Origin of the sequence: Pseudomonas arsenicoxydans, assembly GCF_006438915.1 — a bacterium.
Classification (GTDB): domain Bacteria; phylum Pseudomonadota; class Gammaproteobacteria; order Pseudomonadales; family Pseudomonadaceae; genus Aquipseudomonas; species Aquipseudomonas arsenicoxydans_A.
The window spans coordinates 286,367-302,929 of sequence record NZ_RCZE01000002.1; the positions used below are offsets into that span (position 1 = coordinate 286,367).

Genomic DNA, 16,563 nt, shown 5'->3' on the forward strand with positions numbered 1-16,563 from the left:
CTCGCGATAGCGGTGTGTCAGCCACCCTTTGGTGCCTGACAAACCGCCATCGCGAGCAAGCTCGGCTCCTACATTAATTAGGGGCAGCCTGATTCATCTTGGTGCAGCACTTCCACCGCGCCCGTTTTCGTGCACAATTCCCGCGCAGTCACTTCTTGTATGACCTTTTAAAACGCTTGTTCGGGACTCTGGTTCGGAAATTGCTACTTTCAATGGGTCTTACGCTTACCAGTAACAATAATTCTGCGCCACAAGCGCTCATATTGGTTCTTAGGGATTGAATAATGAAAAAAGCATTGCTGACCCTTTCTGCACTGGCGTTGTGCATGGCTGCTGGTTCCGCCATGGCAAAGGAATACAAGGAACTGCGTTTTGGCGTTGACCCTTCCTACGCACCGTTCGAGTCGAAAGCGGCCGACGGCAGCCTGGTAGGCTTCGACATCGATCTGGGGAACGCGATCTGCGCCGAGTTGAAGGTCAAGTGCAAATGGGTCGAAAGCGATTTCGACGGCATGATTCCAGGCCTCAAGGCCAATAAATTCGACGGTGTGATCTCTTCGATGACCGTCACTGAAGCCCGCGAAAAAGTCATCGACTTCTCCAGCGAGCTGTTCTCCGGCCCGACCGCCTACGTGTTCAAAAAAGGTTCTGGCGTCACCGCAGACGTCGCTTCGCTCAAGGGCAAGACCGTCGGCTACGAACAAGGCACCATCCAGGAAGCCTATGCCAAAGCCGTTCTGGACAAGGCCGGCGTTAAAACTCAGGCCTACGCCAACCAGGATCAGGTCTATGCCGACTTGACTTCCGGCCGTCTCGACGCAGGGATTCAGGACATGCTGCAAGCCGAACTGGGCTTCCTGAAGTCGCCACAGGGCGCCGATTACGATGTCACCAAGCCAGTCGACAACGCTTTGTTGCCGGCCAAAACGGCTGTCGGTATTAAGAAAGGTAACACCGAGCTGAAAGCGCTTTTGGATAAAGGTATCAAAGCGTTACACGATGATGGCAAATACGCCGAGATTCAAAAGAAACACTTTGGCGATCTGAATCTGTACAGCGGCAAATAATGCCCGGCGCCCATCTCGCGATGGGCGCTTTTTTCATCCGATCAGGTTGCTGATTTATGTTCGAAAACCTATTACAAAATCTGGGGCTCTCAGCCTTCAGCCTCAAGGGCTTCGGTCCGTTGCTGATGGAAGGCACCTGGATGACCATCAAATTATCGGCGTTGTCGCTGTTGGTGGCCGTCTTGCTCGGCTTGCTAGGCGCCAGTGCCAAGCTGTCCAAAGTCAAACTGGTGCGCGTGCCGGCGCAGGTCTACACCACGCTGATTCGTGGCGTACCGGACCTGGTGCTGATGCTGTTGATTTTCTACAGCCTGCAAACCTGGCTGACGTCGTTCACCGACTTCATGGAATGGGAATACATCGAGATCAACCCGTTCAGCGCCGGGGTCATCACCCTGGGCTTCATCTATGGCGCGTACTTCACCGAAACCTTCCGTGGCGCGATTCTCGCGGTCCCGCGTGGCCAGGTCGAAGCCGCAACCGCCTATGGCCTCAAGCGTGGCCAGCGTTTCTGGATCGTGGTGTTCCCGCAAATGATGCGTTTTGCCCTGCCGGGGATCGGCAATAACTGGATGGTGATGCTCAAGGCCACTGCGCTGGTGTCGATCATCGGCCTCGCCGACCTGGTCAAAGCCGCACAGGACGCTGGCAAAAGCACCTATCAACTGTTCTATTTCCTGGTGCTGGCCGCGGTGATTTACCTGCTGATTACCAGCGCTTCCAACTTCGTCCTGCGCTGGCTCGAACGCCGCTACGCCGCCGGCTCCCGGGAGGCCGTACGATGATCGAACTCTTGCAGGAATACTGGAAACCCTTCCTTTATACCGACGGCCAGAACATCACCGGCCTGGCCATGACCCTGTGGCTGCTCAGCGCCTCGATCTTCATCGGTTTTCTGGTATCGATCCCGCTGTCCATCGCCCGGGTCTCGCCGCACTTCTACATCCGCTGGCCGGTGCAGTTCTACACTTACCTGTTTCGCGGGACGCCGCTGTATATCCAGCTGCTGATTTGCTACACCGGCATCTACAGCCTGGCCGCCATCCGTGCACAACCGGTACTGGACGCGTTCTTTCGCGATGCGATGAACTGCACCATCCTCGCCTTCGCCCTCAACACCTGCGCCTACACCACGGAGATTTTCGCCGGGGCGATTCGCAGCATGAACCACGGTGAAGTCGAAGCCGCCAAAGCCTACGGCCTGACCGGCTGGAAGCTGTATGCCTACGTGATCATGCCGTCGGCCCTGCGTCGTTCGTTGCCTTATTACAGCAACGAAGTGATTCTGATGCTGCACTCGACCACCGTGGCGTTCACCGCGACCATCCCGGACATCTTGAAAGTCGCTCGGGACGCCAACTCGGCGACCTTCCTGACCTTTCAGTCGTTCGGCATTGCCGCGCTGATCTACCTGACCGTGACCTTCGCGCTGGTCGGCCTGTTCCGTCTCGCCGAACGCCGCTGGCTGGCCTTCCTCGGGCCGACCCACTAGGACCCGCTTTAGGAATAAAGAGACATGCGCCACCAGATTCATGACCTGCTGGCCCCGCTGCCGGGGACCGCACGACAGATTCACAGTTTTCATTACGGCCCGACGTCGGCCCAAGGCAAGATCTACATTCAGTCGTCCCTGCACGCCGACGAAATGCCCGGCATGCTCGTGGCCTGGCACCTCAAGCAACGCCTGGCGGAACTTGAAGCCAGCGGCCGGCTGCGCAGCGAAATCGTCTTGGTCCCCGTGGCCAACCCAGTGGGTCTGGAGCAAGTGGTGATGGATGTGCCACTGGGCCGTTACGAGCTCGAAAGCGGCCAAAACTTCAACCGCTGGTTCGTCGATGTCAGCGAAACGGTCGGCAATGAGATCGACGCCCAACTCAGTGACGATCCGCAGCGCAATCTGGGGCTGATCCGCGACAGTTTGCGCAACGCCCTCGCCCGACAAACCGCCAGCACCCAACTGCAATCCCAGCGCCTGACCCTGCAACGGCTTGCCTGCGACGCGGACATGGTGCTGGACCTGCATTGCGATTTCGAAGCCGTCGCGCACCTCTACACCACGCCCGAAGCCTGGCCGCAGGTCGAGCCGCTGGCGCGCTACATCGGTGCCGAAGCAAGTTTGCTGGCCACCGATTCCGGCGGCCAGTCGTTCGATGAATGTTTCACCCTGCTCTGGTGGCAGTTGAAGGAGCGCTTCGGTGAACGCTTCGACATTCCGCTGGGCAGTTTCTCGGTAACCGTCGAATTGCGCGGCCAGGGTGACGTCAATCATCCGCTGGCCAGCCTCGATTGCCAGGCGCTGATCGATTACCTGATTCACTTCGGCGCCATCGCCGGCGAACCGGCGCCACTGCCCGAGCTGCCCTACCCGGCCACGCCGCTGGCCGGCGTCGAACCTGTGGAAACGCCGGTCGGCGGGCTGCTGGTGTTCACCGCACTGCCGGGGGAATACCTGGAGGCCGGGCAACTGATCGCCGAAATCATTGACCCGATCAACGATCGTGTCACCCCCGTTCATTGCACCGCCGCCGGGTTGATGTACGCCCGCTCGCTACGGCGCATGGCCACTGCCGGCATGGTGATCGCGCATGTCGCGGGCGCCGAAGCCTATCGCAGCGGCTACCTACTTTCGCCTTGAGGATGTCTGCCCCATGTACAAACTGACCATCGAAGGCCTGCATAAAAGCTACGGCGATCATGAAGTCCTCAAAGGCGTTTCGCTCAAGGCCAACACCGGCGACGTCATCAGCCTGATCGGCGCCAGCGGCTCGGGTAAAAGTACCTTTCTGCGTTGCATCAACTTTCTCGAACAACCCAACGACGGCGCGATGAGCCTGGACGGGCAGAACATCCGCATGATCAAGGATCGCCACGGCATGCACGTGGCCGATGCCAATGAACTGCAAAAGATCCGCACGCGCCTGGCCATGGTGTTCCAGCACTTCAACCTGTGGAGCCACATGACGGTGCTGGAAAACATCACCATGGCCCCGCGCCGGGTGTTGGGTTGCAGCAAGGAAGAAGCCGAAGACCGTGCCCGGCGTTATCTGGACAAGGTGGGCCTGGCCGCGCGCGTCGCCGACCAGTACCCGGCGTTCCTGTCCGGCGGTCAGCAGCAACGTGTCGCGATTGCTCGCGCATTGGCGATGGAACCGGAAGTCATGCTGTTTGACGAACCGACCTCGGCACTCGACCCGGAACTGGTGGGTGAAGTACTTCGCGTGATCCAGGGCCTGGCTGAAGAAGGCCGGACCATGATCATGGTGACGCACGAAATGAGCTTCGCCCGCAAAGTTTCAAGCCAGGTGCTGTTCCTGCACCAAGGGCTGGTGGAAGAACAAGGTGCGCCAGACGACGTGCTGGGCAATCCGAAGAGCGAACGACTGAAGCAGTTCCTCAGCGGCAACCTGAAGTAACACGCCTCCCTGCAGGACCACGGCTTGCCGGCGATAGCATCCTTGAGACCGCCATCGCCGGCAAGCCGTGCTCCTACAGGGTCTCGTTGTTTCATTAAACCTTTCGCATCCCTGCACGGTCACTGAAAGAAGACTTTCAGAGCGCACACCGCCGGCATGGGAACCTCCCCCGACTACGCAAAGCTATGGTTCACCGCCCGCGGATGGAAGCCGTTCGCCTTCCAGAAACAGGTATGGACGGCGGTTAAACGCGGCGAGTCCGGATTGCTGCACGCCAGCACCGGCGCCGGCAAAACCTATGCGGTCTGGTTTGCTGCGCTCAATCGCTTTGCCTCGTCTGTCACAGCCGTTGAAACCTCTCGTAAACGAAAACCGGTCGCCCAACCGCTGACAGTCCTGTGGATAACCCCTATGCGCGCACTGGCGGCCGACACCGCTCGCGCCCTGGAAACGCCATTGCTCGACCTGCAGATTCCATGGAGTGTCGGCCTGCGCACCGGCGATACCAGCAGCAGCGAGCGGGCACGACAGAGCCGGCGCCTGCCCACCACGCTGATCACCACGCCTGAAAGCCTGACGCTGATGCTCGCCCGCGCCGATGCGCAAACGGCGCTGGCAACCCTGCGCATGGTGGTGGTGGACGAGTGGCACGAGTTGCTGGGCAACAAGCGCGGCGTGCAATTGCAACTGGCCCTGGCCCGTCTGCGCCGCTGGAATCCGGCGCTGATCGTATGGGGGGTTTCCGCGACGCTGGGTAATCAGGCTCACGCTGAAGAGGTACTTATCCCACAAGGGGGCGGCATCAGCGTTCAGGGCCAGACGTCCAAGGCGCTGCTCGTGGACACGCTGCTACCGCCCGCCATCGAACGCTTTCCCTGGGCCGGGCATATCGGTTTGAAGATGTTGCCGCAAGTCGTGGCGGAGCTGGAGTCCAGTCCCGGCAGCCTGGTCTTCACCAATACGCGTGCCCAGTCCGAAATCTGGTATCAGGCGCTACTGGAAGCTCGCCCCGACTGGGCCGGGCTGATCGCCTTGCATCACAGCTCACTGTCACGGGATACCCGTGACTGGGTCGAGCGAGCACTCAAGGAAGGTCAACTCAAAGCGGTGGTCTGCACCTCAAGTCTGGACTTGGGCGTGGATTTCTTACCGGTGGAGCGGGTACTGCAAATCGGCTCGGCCAAAGGCGTGGCGCGGCTGATGCAGCGAGCCGGCCGTTCCGGACATGCACCCGGACGAACTTCACGGGTGACGCTGGTGCCCACCCACAGTCTGGAGTTGATTGAAGCGGCCGCCGCCCAAGACGCCGTGGCGCAACGGCGCATCGAGCCCCGCGAGTCACCGAATAAACCGCTGGATGTGCTGGTTCAGCACCTGGTCAGCATGGCGCTGGGCGGAGGGTTTGTGCCCGATGAGCTGTATGAAGAAGTACGCGGTGCCTGGGCGTATCGCAACCTCACCCTGGCGGATTGGAGCTGGGCACTGGCGTTCGTACGCCATGGCGGGTTGTCTCTGACAGCCTATCCGGACTACCGCCGGGTTGAACCGGATGAACACGGCGTGTGGCACGTGCCCGATGCGCGACTGGCGCGGCGACATCGCATGAGCATCGGCACCATTGTCAGCGATGCGAGTATCCAGCTGAAGTTCTGGAGCAAGGGTGGCGGCGGCAAGCAATTGGGCAGCGTCGAGGAAGGGTTTATTGCGCGATTGAAACCGGGCGACGGTTTTCTGTTTGCCGGGCGCCTGCTGGAATTGGTCCGGGTGGAAAACATGACCGCTTATGTCAAACGCAGCACCGCGAAAAAAGCCGCGGTGCCACGCTGGAATGGCGGACGGATGCCGCTTTCCAATGAGCTCGCGCAAGCGGTGGTCGAACGTTTCAGTGCGGCGGCGCAGGGCGAATTTGTCGGCCCGGAAATGCGCGCACTGCGGCCTCTCGTAGCAGTGCAGCAACGCTGGTCGGGTTTGCCGACCTCGACAACGTTGCTGGCCGAAGCGCTCAAGTCTCGCGAAGGCTGGCATCTGTTCCTGTATCCCTTTGCCGGGCGCCAGGTGCATCTGGGGCTGGCGAGTGTGTTGGCGTGGCGCGTGAGTCAGCAGCAGTCTGTAACGTTTTCCATCGCGGTGAATGATTATGGGCTGGAGTTGCTCAGCGCCACGCCTGTGGACTGGCCACAAGTTCTGAGTCCCGGACTGTTGAGCCCGGAGCACCTGCTGGAAGACGTGCTCGCCAGTCTGAACGCCGGTGAACTGGCACTTCGCCGTTTTCGGGAAATCGCGCGGATCGCCGGGCTGGTGTTTGCCGGTTATCCGGGCGCGCCGAAAAGTACACGTCAGGTTCAGGCGTCAAGCGGGTTGTTCTTTGAAGTGTTTAAACAGTACGACGCCGGAAATCTGTTGCTGGCGCAGGCTGGGGAAGAAGTCCTACGAGAAGAACTGGATATTCAGCGTCTGGAACGGACGCTGGAGCGTATCAACCGCCTGCAACTGGACCTGCATCAGCTCAAACGTCCTACACCGCTGGGGTTTCCATTGTTAGTTGAGCGTATGCGCGAAAGCATGAGCTCGGAAAAACTCGCAGACCGTATCCGGCGCATGGTCACCGACCTCGAGAAAACCGCCGAAACCGGGAAAAGCTGATGAGTACGCCCTATCCGGTACGTCTGGCGGGTGAAGACATGTGGCTGCTGCCGGAAAAAGCCCTCTATTGGCCGGCGCAACAAGCCCTGCTGATTGCCGATGTGCATTTCGGTAAAGCGGCGGCGTATCGCAGCCTGGGCCAACCGGTGCCTCATGGCACGACCGCCAGCAATATCGCGGTGCTGGACGGGTTGCTCGCGGCCCTGCCCTGTCGGCAGCTGATTTTTCTCGGTGATTTTCTACACGGGCCCGGCTCCCATGCCGCGGCCACGTTGGGCGCGCTGGCCGAATGGCGGGCTCGGCATGCTGATTTGCCGATGACGCTGATTCGCGGCAACCACGACAAGCGAGCGGGCGATCCACCTGCCTCGCTGAACATCCGGGTAGTGCCTGAGCCGTTGCTACTGGGGCCATTCGCCTTGCAGCATGAACCCGACCCTCATCCTGATCGCCATGTGCTTGCCGGACACGTCCATCCCGTTTATCGATTAAGAGGCAGGGGTCGGCAAAGTCTGCGATTGGCATGTTTCAGGCTGGGAGAAGGCGTCAGCCTGCTACCGGCCTTTGGGGCGTTTACCGGTGGGTATCAGGTCGAGCGGGACGACAGCTGCAGGATCTTTGTGATCGGCGACAACGAAATATGGCCAGTTAGCTGAAGTCTTTGAGGACATCAGCTGACTGGCCATTCATTTTCAATAGCAGATCACGCGACAGGCGCGGGCGGTGGCTCGTCCGGCAACGTGGGTTCACCGGGTTCCGTAGGCTGTTCGTTCGGGGTATCGGGGTCGGGTTGACCGGGGATGCCCCCCGCCATGCTGACGGGTGGATGTGCCAACAAGGACCAGGCCAAAACGCCAATCTGATTGGGCTCAAGCCTTGCCAGTTCGGCACTTATTCGCGGATCGATCTTCATATAGCACTCCTGAGCGAAGGCCCCGTCCGCTGTGCGCGAACCGGGCAGTACACCCAATAGAGTGTCTACCCGCTCAAGAATTCCCGCTGACTGGCCAGATGAACGGATCAGGTGCGCGGCAAAGTCACTCCACGCTGCCCCTGATACTTGCCGCCACGGTCCTTGTAGGAGACTTCGCACTCTTCGTCAGACTCAAGGAACAGCATCTGCGCCACACCTTCGTTTGCGTAGATTTTCGCCGGCAGATTGGTGGTGTTGGAGAACTCCAGGGTCACGTGGCCTTCCCACTCTGGTTCGAGCGGCGTGACGTTAACGATGATGCCGCAGCGCGCGTAGGTGCTTTTACCCAGGCAGATGGTCAATACATTGCGCGGAATGCGGAAATATTCGACGGTGCTGGCCAAGGCAAAGGAGTTCGGCGGAATGATGCAGACATCGCTGTGGATATCGACAAAGCTGCCCGCATCGAAGTTTTTCGGGTCGACGATCGCCGAATTGATGTTGGTAAACACCTTGAAGTGATTGGTGCAACGCACATCGTAGCCGTAGCTGGACACGCCGTACGAGATCACACGGCTATCGTCGCTGCCGCGCACCTGGCGCTCAACGAAAGGTTCGATCATCCCGTGCTCTTGCGCCATGCGGCGAATCCACTTGTCCGATTTGATGCTCATGGCGGGTGTCCTGAATAGCGAGGTAGAAAAATTCTGTCCGGCATCTTACCGGGCGCGCGCTCCGGGTTCAAAGTCCGGGGCACAATTCTCGCTGATCCCCCGTGAATTCGGGGCCTTTCCTGTTATTCAATGGACCGTCAGTCCTGAAAACAGAGAAACCTTCGCAAGAAGCATTGGCACGTCCCGGAAAAAGGGTTAAGGTGGCGCCACTGTGCTGCTTGTGTCACTGAGAATCTCTACACGATATGTTGAATTTCGATCCAACCATCTACAAGAATTTTTCCTGCTCTTTGCACTCAGTCTCGGCCAGGGTTCTTCCTGAGTCGCAGTTATCTTTGTTCAAGGAGTTACACCATGTCTAATCGCCAAACCGGTACCGTTAAGTGGTTCAACGATGAAAAAGGCTTCGGCTTCATCACCCCACAATCCGGTGACGACCTGTTCGTTCACTTCAAAGCTATCCAATCCGACGGCTTCAAAAGCCTGAAAGAAGGCCAACAGGTTTCTTTCATCGCTACCCGCGGTCAGAAAGGCATGCAAGCTGAAGAAGTTCAAGTTATCTAACTTGTACTTGCTTTAGTAAAAAGCCCCGCCCTCAAAAGCGGGGCTTTTTTGTGCCTGTATGTTTTTGCAGGCACAAAAAAATCGCAGCCCGCGGCTGCGATTTTTCTTTGGCGCCTTACCAAGCCACGCCAAACCCTGCGGTGTAGCGCGTCTTGTCCAGATCAGCCTCATCGGAACCGCTGATGATATCCCGCTCGGCCTTCAGGTTAAGCGACGCCCACTCGGTCACTTTGTAGCGCAAGCCAATTTCGGAATCCAGCGCGTAATCCGCCACGCCAGACAACGGCTTGCCAAGCTCTCCATTAGTGAAAAACTCGACCTTCTTGCCGATCAGGTATTGGTTGTAATTCCACGTCATCGCCAGGGCGTAGAAGTTTTGCTTGCTGCCGTCGGTGAACTCGTAATCCGTTCGGTTGACCAGCGAGCCCAGCGAGAATGCGCCCAATTCGTTGTCCCAGAACTGGTAACCCGGACCGGTACCGACGGTGCGCTGACGGGAAAGCTCTTCGACTTTGTCGCGCTTATAAACGGCCCGTCCTTGCCAGAACCATTTCTCGGTCAGGAAGCGGTCAAGCGAGTATTCAGCCCGCCAGTTGTCAGTCGACACCACGCCATCCTGGAATTCACGGTTGTACTCGCCTTCCGCCGTGTGCCGCCATTTGCCATGGCGTGCAGTGGTCTTGAAGTCGATGTCGTAGTCATCGGTATCGTTTTCCGCCCGTTGGTAATCCAGCGCTGCATCGATATTGCCCTTCCACACCAGATCTTCCACGACCGGCTTGGGCTTGAGAATCTGCTGGATACTGGCCAATTCGACCGTTTTCGGCGCCTCGCCATTTTGCAGCGTCACCTTGCCATCGTCTGCCGCATGCAGCGACTTGGCCTTCTCACCGGTGTAGGCATCCTGCTTGACCAACAACTCCTGATCACTCTCCAGGGTTTTGACCTGTTTCCAGTCGATCGGAACCGCACCGGCGTACTCGGTCTGGATCAGCAATTTGCCGCCATCGAACAGCGTGATCTTGCCGCTCAGCTTGTCACCATTCTTCAACCACACGGTATCGGCGAGCAAAGGTGAGGAGGCACTGGCAATAGCGAGGCAGAGCAAGGTTCTGGACAACATAAGCAAATACAGGCTCAAGAGTGCGAAAAAAGTCGGCATTATCCTCACGAATAAGGCCCTAGCAAGGACTGACCCGACTATTTCTATTGAGTTCATTTCTCAATCAGTGATCCACGACTTACCCTACAGACGGCAATGCGAACTTCTTCAGGAACCCCGAACGTGATCAACCCCACCTCTGAAACGCAAAGCCCGGCGCAAATCAGACGCACGGCACTCTACCTGACCCTGGCTCAAGTGCCTGAGGGGAAAGTCGTGAGCTATGGTCAATTGGCAGAGCTGGCCGGACTCGGTCGCGCCGCCCGCTGGGTCGGACGCACACTGAGCCAATTGCCGGGTGACACGAAATTGCCTTGGCACCGAGTGCTGGGTGCCGGTGGTCGGATCAGCCTGCCCGTGGGCAGCCCTTCGGGGGACGAGCAGCGCGCGCGATTGCGCTCTGAAGGCATTAGCGTCCTGAATAATCGTGTTGATATTCAGCGCCATGGCTGGCGTCCGGTAGAGCACAGCGGTTAGAGTGCGCCCTTTGTTTCCGTATTTCTTGAGGCAGACTCCAGCCCATGCCCCGTAAAACCTGGCGCGCCGCGCTCGCCGCCTATGCCAGCCCCTCGACGCTCGTGTTGTTGTTGCTTGGTTTCGCCGCCGGCCTCCCCTACATGCTGGTGTTTTCAACGCTTTCCGTCTGGCTTCGCGAGGCCGGTGTAGCCCGCGAAACCATCGGTTATGCAAGCCTGATCGGCTTGGCCTACGCCTTTAAATGGGTGTGGTCCCCGTTGCTGGACCAATGGCGCCTGCCATTTCTCGGCAAGCTGGGGCGACGACGCTCGTGGCTGGTGCTTTCGCAATCGCTGGTGATCCTCGGCCTGATCGGCATGGGTTTTTGCGACCCACAAAAACATTTGTCCTGGTTGATTGCTATTGCGGTGGTCGTTGCCTTCGCTTCGGCGACGCAAGACATCGCGGTAGACGCCTATCGCCTGGAAATTGCCGAAGACAGTCGCCAGGCTGCCCTCGCCGCCAGCTATATGTCCGGTTATCGGATCGCCGCGTTGCTGGCGACCGCCGGCGCACTGTTCTTCGCCGAGGGCTTTGGCTCCACCGGTTTCAACTATCAGCATTCGGCCTGGGCCGGCACCTACGTGCTGTTCGGCGCCTTGATGATCCCGGCGCTGCTCACCTCGATATTCATGCGCGAACCACCCGTGCCACTGCGCACCCAGCTTCAGGCCGGCCGCTACAGCTTTGTGCATCAACTGGCATCGGTGTTTGTGCTGATCGTGCTGCTGGTGTCTGTACCTGCCATGTTCACCCAGCTCTATAACACTGACTTTTCCAGCGTGCTGTTCGGCGGCGTAAGCCTGCTCGATCTGGTCCTCGAAGACCGGGCGCTGCTGCGGGCGATCCTCTACACCACGCTCACCGCCCTGTGCCTGTCGACCATGGGCCGCCGCGGCCTGGCGCCGGTGCTGACACCGGTCAACGACTTCATTACGCGGTATCGCTGGCAAGCGTTCCTGCTGCTGGGCTTGATCGCCACCTACCGGATGTCCGATACGGTCATGGGCGTCATGGCCAACGTGTTCTATATCGACCAGGGTTTCACCAAGGATCAGATTGCCGGTGTCAGCAAGATTTTCGGCCTGATCATGACTCTGGTCGGCGCAGGCATGGGCGGCTTGCTGATTGTGCGCTTCGGCATTCTGCCGATCCTGCTGATCGGCGGCATCGCGTCGGCCGGCACCAATCTGCTGTTCCTGATGCTCGCCGACATGGGCGCCAACCTGGACATGCTGATCCTGACCATTTCCCTGGACAACTTCAGTTCTGGCCTGGCGACATCAGCGTTCGTCGCTTACTTGTCGAGCTTGACCAACCTCAAGTTCTCCGCCACCCAGTACGCCTTGCTCAGTTCGATCATGCTGCTGTTGCCACGGCTGATCGGTGGCTATTCGGGGGTTATGGTCGAGAAGTTCGGCTATCACAATTTCTTCCTGATCACCGCCCTGCTCGGCGTTCCGACACTGCTATTGATCGCCCTGCACTGGTTCCAGGAGAGCCGTCGCGCCGGTCCGACGCCGAAGCCGGAACCGGTGCCGACCCAGATCGTGGAAGAATCGTAGGAAGCATCGCAAAGGGCGGTGTGAATCCCGCCCTACTGCCACACCACCGACCGCACGCCTGTACGCCAGCGGATCTCGCCCGTACAATGCTCCGTCATTTCTCGTCATCAGCAACCGACAACGGCCAACCATGCGCACCAGTCAATTTTTGCTCGCCACACAGAAAGAAACGCCTTCCGACGCGGTCGTGATCAGCCATCAGCTGATGCTGCGCGCCGGCATGATCCGCAAACTTGCCTCGGGCCTCTACACCTGGCTGCCGATGGGCTTGCGAGTCATGCGCAAGGTCGAAGCCGTCGTTCGTGAAGAAATGAACGCCGCGGGCTCTCTTGAAGTGTTGATGCCGAGCACACAACCGGCTGAGCTGTGGCAGGAATCCGGTCGCTGGGAAGAATATGGCCCTGAATTGCTGCGCTTCAAGGATCGTCACGGTCGCGATTTCTGCGCCGGCCCGACCCACGAAGAAGTCATCACCGATCTGATGCGCAACGAGTTGAGCAGCTACAAACAGCTGCCAATCAACCTGTACCAGATCCAGACCAAATTCCGTGATGAAATCCGCCCACGCTTCGGCTTGATGCGCGGCCGTGAATTCATCATGAAGGACGCCTACTCGTTCCACGCAGACCAGCCTTCGCTGCAGGTCACCTACGACCGCATGCACCAGGCGTACTGCAACGTGTTCACCCGTCTGGGCCTGAAATTCCGCCCTGTAGAAGCCGACAACGGCTCCATCGGCGGTGCCGGTTCCCACGAGTTCCACGTACTGGCCGAATCCGGCGAAGACGACATCGTCTTCAGCAACGGTTCCGACTACGCGGCGAACATCGAGAAAGCCGAAGCCGTGCCGCGCGAAACGTCGCGCCCGGCACCGGCCGAAGAATTGCGTCTGGTCGATACGCCTGACACCAAGACCATTGCCGCACTGGTGGAAAAATTCAATCTGCCGATCGAAAAAACCATCAAGACCCTCGTGGTTCACGCTGAAGAAGCAGGCAAGCTGATTGCCCTGATCATCCGTGGCGACCACGAGCTGAACGAAATCAAGGCCGCCAACCAGCCTGGCGTTGCCAGCCCGCTGGTGATGGCGTCCGAAAGCGAACTGCGCGACGCCATTGGCGCCGGCGCCGGTTCTCTCGGCCCGCTGAACCTGCCCCTGCCGATCATCATCGACCGTTCGGTCGAGCTGATGAGCGACTTCGGCATCGGTGCCAACATCGACGACAAGCACTACTTCGGTGTGAACTGGGAGCGTGATCTGCCGGTTCCGACCGTTGCCGACCTGCGTAACGTGGTCGCCGGTGACCCAAGCCCGGATGGCAAGGGCACCCTGGAAATCAAGCGCGGCATCGAAGTCGGGCATATCTTCCAGTTGGGCAACAAGTACAGCAAGGCGATGAAGTGCGAGGTGCTGGGCGACAACGGCAAGCCGGTCACCCTGGAAATGGGTTGCTACGGCATCGGCGTTTCCCGCGTGGTGGCTGCGGCCATCGAGCAGAACAACGACGCCAACGGGATCATCTGGAGCGACACACTGGCGCCGTTCCAGATTGCCCTGGTACCGCTGCGCTACGATAACGAGCAGGTTCGCGAAGCGACCGACAAGCTGTACGCAGAACTGACTGCCGCCGGCTTCGAAGTCCTGCTGGACGACCGCGACAAGAAAACCAGCCCGGGCATCAAGTTCGCGGACATGGAGCTGATCGGCATTCCTCACCGGATCGTGGTCAGTGACCGCGGCCTTGCCGAAGGCAATCTGGAATACAAGAGCCGCACCGAACCTGAAGCGCAAGCGCTGCCGGTCGCTGACGTGCTGTCTTTCCTCCAGGCCCGTATCCGCCGCTGACACCAGATAGAGAAGTCATGTTCAAGCGAAACACCTTAGGCCTCGGTGGCGCCGCCCTGTGCGGCACCCTGCTGGTCAGCGGCTGCGCCAATCACATGTCGCAACGCAGCGAGCACGAGGAACGAGTCGAGCGCAAATTGCTCGATCACAGCCTGCAGATCGATGTCGGCGAGCCCAAGGTGCTTGATCTGCCGCAACGTCGGGTGAAAATCCACGAGCAGAAGACCTTCGAAGTCACCGAATTCGAAGTCACGCGCCACTACGATCGCTACACGCCCTACCAACCTTGGCGGGAGGTCTATGAGATCCCGCTGGGCGCCGTGGCCGTCGTGGCCGGTGTCGGCGCGAACGTGGTCAACGTGTTTGCCCTCGGCAACCTGCCAGACAGCGTGACCAAGGATTGGCTGAGCTACGGTTTTGCCGGGCTCAACCCGTTCATGAACGTGCAATCCCACGGTCGCGCGCAGCAAAACCTGGCCGGTATTGACGAGGTTCAGCGCGACAAACGCACCGAATACTCGAGCCTGCCCTGGAGCGAGCGCCCGGTAGAGGTCAAGGCTGGCAAGGAAACGTTCGAGCTGAGCACCGACAAAAACGGTGTTCTGCGCCTGAATCTGCTGGACAGCCCGTTCGCCGAACATGACATCAATCATTTGAGCCGCCTGTTGATCAGTGTCGAAGATGGCCAGGATGATGTACATACAGACTCGTCCCTGGCGATCAGCAGTTCTTTGCGCGGCAAGCTGCTCGAAGCCCACGGGCTGATTTACGACGACCTCGAAGACGACGAAGTGAACCAGTGGGTACACCGGGTCAAGCGTCTGTCGGATTTGGGTCTGGAAGAAGAAGCCAGCGAACTGGAACAAAGCCTGATCGAACTAACGCGCAATGATCCTGAGTTGCAGGCTGAATTCCTCAAGTCGTTGACCAAGGATGCCGGGCGTTTGGTCGCGGATCCGGGACCGAACTAAAAGCAAAAGTCAAAAGCTTCGCGAGCAAGCCCGCTCCCACATTTAATCGCATTCCATCTGGATGAACCCGATCAAATGTGGGAGCGGGCTTGCTCGCGAAGGCGGCCTGACATTCACCGAGACATCAAAACCTGCCACTACCGCTCAAACAACTCCATCTGCTCAAACCCGCCCCGCAAATCCTCAAGCCGCACCCCAACCCCCAACAACCGCACCGGTTTCCCGCCGCGATTGAACGCCTGGGTCAGTAAAAGCTGATAACTCCCCAGATCCCGCCCTGCCCCGGCCTGCTCCAGCGTGGTCTGGGTAAAGTCATGGAATTTCACTTTGACGAACGGTTTGCCCGGCCGATAGCTGCTATCGATACGCGCCATGCGACCCGCCAGGGTTTCCAGCAGCTCGGGCAATTTATCCAGGCAACTCACCAGGTCAGGCAAGTCGACGTCGTAGGTGTTTTCAACACTGATTGACTGCCGCCGACTGTCGTTATGGACCAAACGGTCATCGATCCCACGAGCAAGGCTCCAGAGTCGTTCGCCAAAGCTGCCGAATTCGCGCACCAGCGCCAACTTGTCCCACTCACGTAAATGCGAGCAATCGACGATGCCAAGCCTGCCCAGCTTATCGGCCGTGACCTTACCCACGCCGTGCAACTTGCTCACCGGCAAACCGCTGACAAAGTCTTCCACTTGATCCGGCGTGATGACAAACAAGCCGTTGGGCTTTTTCCAGTCACTGGCGATTTTGGCCAGAAACTTGTTCGGCGCCACGCCAGCCGACACGGTGATATGCAATTGATTGGACACCCGCCGACGGATGTCCTGGGCGATACGCGTCGCGCTGCCACCGAAATGCGCGCTGTCCGACACATCGAGGTAGGCCTCATCGAGGGACAGCGGCTCGATCATGTCGGTGTAATCGCGAAAGATCGTGTGAATTTCCTTCGACGCCTCTCTATAGGCATCCATGCGCGGCTTGACGATGGTCAGGTCCGGGCACAGCTTCAACGCATGCCCGGAAGACATGGCCGAACGCACGCCATAGGCTCGCGCTTCATAGTTACAGGTCGCAATCACACCCCGCCGATCCGCCGAACCACCCACTGCTAACGGTTTTCCGGCCAGGCGCGGGTCGTCACGCATCTCGATGGCGGCGTAAAAGCAGTCACAATCGACGTGGATGATTTTTCGCTGATTCATATAAAAGCGCAGTTCATGACGAAGAAAGGG

General features: G+C 59.0%; 16 protein-coding genes. 12 read left to right on the forward strand and 4 right to left on the reverse strand.

Annotated elements, in window-relative coordinates; genetic code table 11:
- The first annotated feature begins 284 nt into the window (after window positions 1–284).
- The 7 genes from EAH78_RS04815 to pdeM all read left to right on the forward strand — a co-directional run bounded on the left by EAH78_RS04815 (window position 285) and on the right by pdeM (window position 7,779).
- A complete protein-coding gene (locus tag EAH78_RS04815) occupies window positions 285–1,067 on the forward strand; it encodes a transporter substrate-binding domain-containing protein (protein ID WP_140666252.1) in 783 nt (260 codons plus the stop codon).
- Window positions 1,068–1,123: 56 nt separating this feature from the next.
- Window positions 1,124–1,852 (forward strand): ABC transporter permease, encoded by a 729-nt coding sequence (locus EAH78_RS04820; protein ID WP_033058975.1) that lies wholly within the window; start codon window positions 1,124–1,126, stop codon window positions 1,850–1,852.
- Window positions 1,849–2,559: an ABC transporter permease gene (locus EAH78_RS04825; protein WP_140666254.1), complete on the forward strand. Its 711-nt coding sequence runs from the start codon at window positions 1,849–1,851 to the stop codon at window positions 2,557–2,559. Before EAH78_RS04820 ends, EAH78_RS04825 begins: the two co-directional genes overlap by 4 nt.
- Before the next feature lie 24 nt (window positions 2,560–2,583).
- Complete coding sequence (locus EAH78_RS04830) at window positions 2,584–3,702, forward strand: succinylglutamate desuccinylase/aspartoacylase family protein (protein ID WP_140666256.1); 1,119 nt, start codon at window positions 2,584–2,586, stop codon at window positions 3,700–3,702.
- A gap of 13 nt (window positions 3,703–3,715) precedes the next feature.
- On the forward strand, window positions 3,716–4,480 hold the full coding sequence (locus tag EAH78_RS04835; protein ID WP_140666258.1) for an ABC transporter ATP-binding protein: 765 nt from the start codon (window positions 3,716–3,718) through the stop codon (window positions 4,478–4,480).
- Between the two features lie 156 nt (window positions 4,481–4,636).
- The gene (locus tag EAH78_RS04840; RefSeq protein ID WP_140666260.1) at window positions 4,637–7,123 is read left to right on the forward strand and encodes a ligase-associated DNA damage response DEXH box helicase; all 2,487 of its coding nucleotides are present in this window, start codon (window positions 4,637–4,639) and stop codon (window positions 7,121–7,123) included.
- Window positions 7,123–7,779: a ligase-associated DNA damage response endonuclease PdeM gene (gene pdeM, locus EAH78_RS04845; protein ID WP_140666262.1), complete on the forward strand. Its 657-nt coding sequence runs from the start codon at window positions 7,123–7,125 to the stop codon at window positions 7,777–7,779. Before EAH78_RS04840 ends, pdeM begins: the two co-directional genes overlap by 1 nt.
- 47 nt (window positions 7,780–7,826) lie before the next feature.
- On the opposite strand, the gene EAH78_RS04850 is transcribed toward pdeM, so the two are convergent.
- Both EAH78_RS04850 and dcd read right to left on the reverse strand, forming a co-directional pair.
- Window positions 7,827–8,036 (reverse strand): hypothetical protein, encoded by a 210-nt coding sequence (locus tag EAH78_RS04850; RefSeq protein ID WP_007947208.1) that lies wholly within the window; start codon window positions 8,034–8,036, stop codon window positions 7,827–7,829.
- A gap of 107 nt (window positions 8,037–8,143) precedes the next feature.
- On the reverse strand, window positions 8,144–8,710 hold the full coding sequence (gene dcd / locus EAH78_RS04855) for a dCTP deaminase (protein ID WP_007904652.1): 567 nt from the start codon (window positions 8,708–8,710) through the stop codon (window positions 8,144–8,146).
- A gap of 354 nt (window positions 8,711–9,064) precedes the next feature.
- Here dcd and EAH78_RS04860 point away from each other — a divergent pair, with 354 nt between their 5' ends.
- On the forward strand, window positions 9,065–9,274 hold the full coding sequence (locus EAH78_RS04860; RefSeq protein ID WP_002554837.1) for a cold-shock protein: 210 nt from the start codon (window positions 9,065–9,067) through the stop codon (window positions 9,272–9,274).
- Window positions 9,275–9,389: 115 nt separating this feature from the next.
- Here the strand turns inward: EAH78_RS04860 and EAH78_RS04865 are convergent, their stop codons facing one another.
- Entirely contained in the window at window positions 9,390–10,397 is a 1,008-nt protein-coding gene (locus tag EAH78_RS04865; protein WP_140666808.1) for a DUF481 domain-containing protein, read from the reverse strand.
- 135 nt (window positions 10,398–10,532) lie between these two features.
- On the opposite strand from EAH78_RS04865, the gene EAH78_RS04870 reads away from it, so the two are divergent.
- The 4 genes from EAH78_RS04870 (at window position 10,533) to EAH78_RS04885 (ending at window position 15,334) form a co-directional block, all read left to right on the forward strand.
- The gene (locus EAH78_RS04870; RefSeq protein ID WP_240051843.1) at window positions 10,533–10,913 is read left to right on the forward strand and encodes an MGMT family protein; all 381 of its coding nucleotides are present in this window, start codon (window positions 10,533–10,535) and stop codon (window positions 10,911–10,913) included.
- 44 nt (window positions 10,914–10,957) lie between these two features.
- Window positions 10,958–12,517 carry an AmpG family muropeptide MFS transporter gene (locus tag EAH78_RS04875; RefSeq protein WP_140666266.1) on the forward strand — a complete coding sequence of 520 codons (1,560 nt, stop codon included), beginning with the start codon at window positions 10,958–10,960 and terminating at the stop codon, window positions 12,515–12,517.
- Between the two features lie 130 nt (window positions 12,518–12,647).
- Window positions 12,648–14,363 carry a proline--tRNA ligase gene (locus tag EAH78_RS04880; RefSeq protein WP_140666268.1) on the forward strand — a complete coding sequence of 572 codons (1,716 nt, stop codon included), beginning with the start codon at window positions 12,648–12,650 and terminating at the stop codon, window positions 14,361–14,363.
- A 17-nt stretch (window positions 14,364–14,380) separates the two neighbouring features.
- On the forward strand, window positions 14,381–15,334 hold the full coding sequence (locus EAH78_RS04885; RefSeq protein WP_140666270.1) for a hypothetical protein: 954 nt from the start codon (window positions 14,381–14,383) through the stop codon (window positions 15,332–15,334).
- A 137-nt stretch (window positions 15,335–15,471) separates the two neighbouring features.
- Here EAH78_RS04885 and dinB read toward each other — a convergent pair whose 3' ends face one another.
- Window positions 15,472–16,533: a DNA polymerase IV gene (dinB, locus tag EAH78_RS04890; protein ID WP_140666273.1), complete on the reverse strand. Its 1,062-nt coding sequence runs from the start codon at window positions 16,531–16,533 to the stop codon at window positions 15,472–15,474.
- Between the last annotated feature and the right edge of the window lie 30 nt (window positions 16,534–16,563).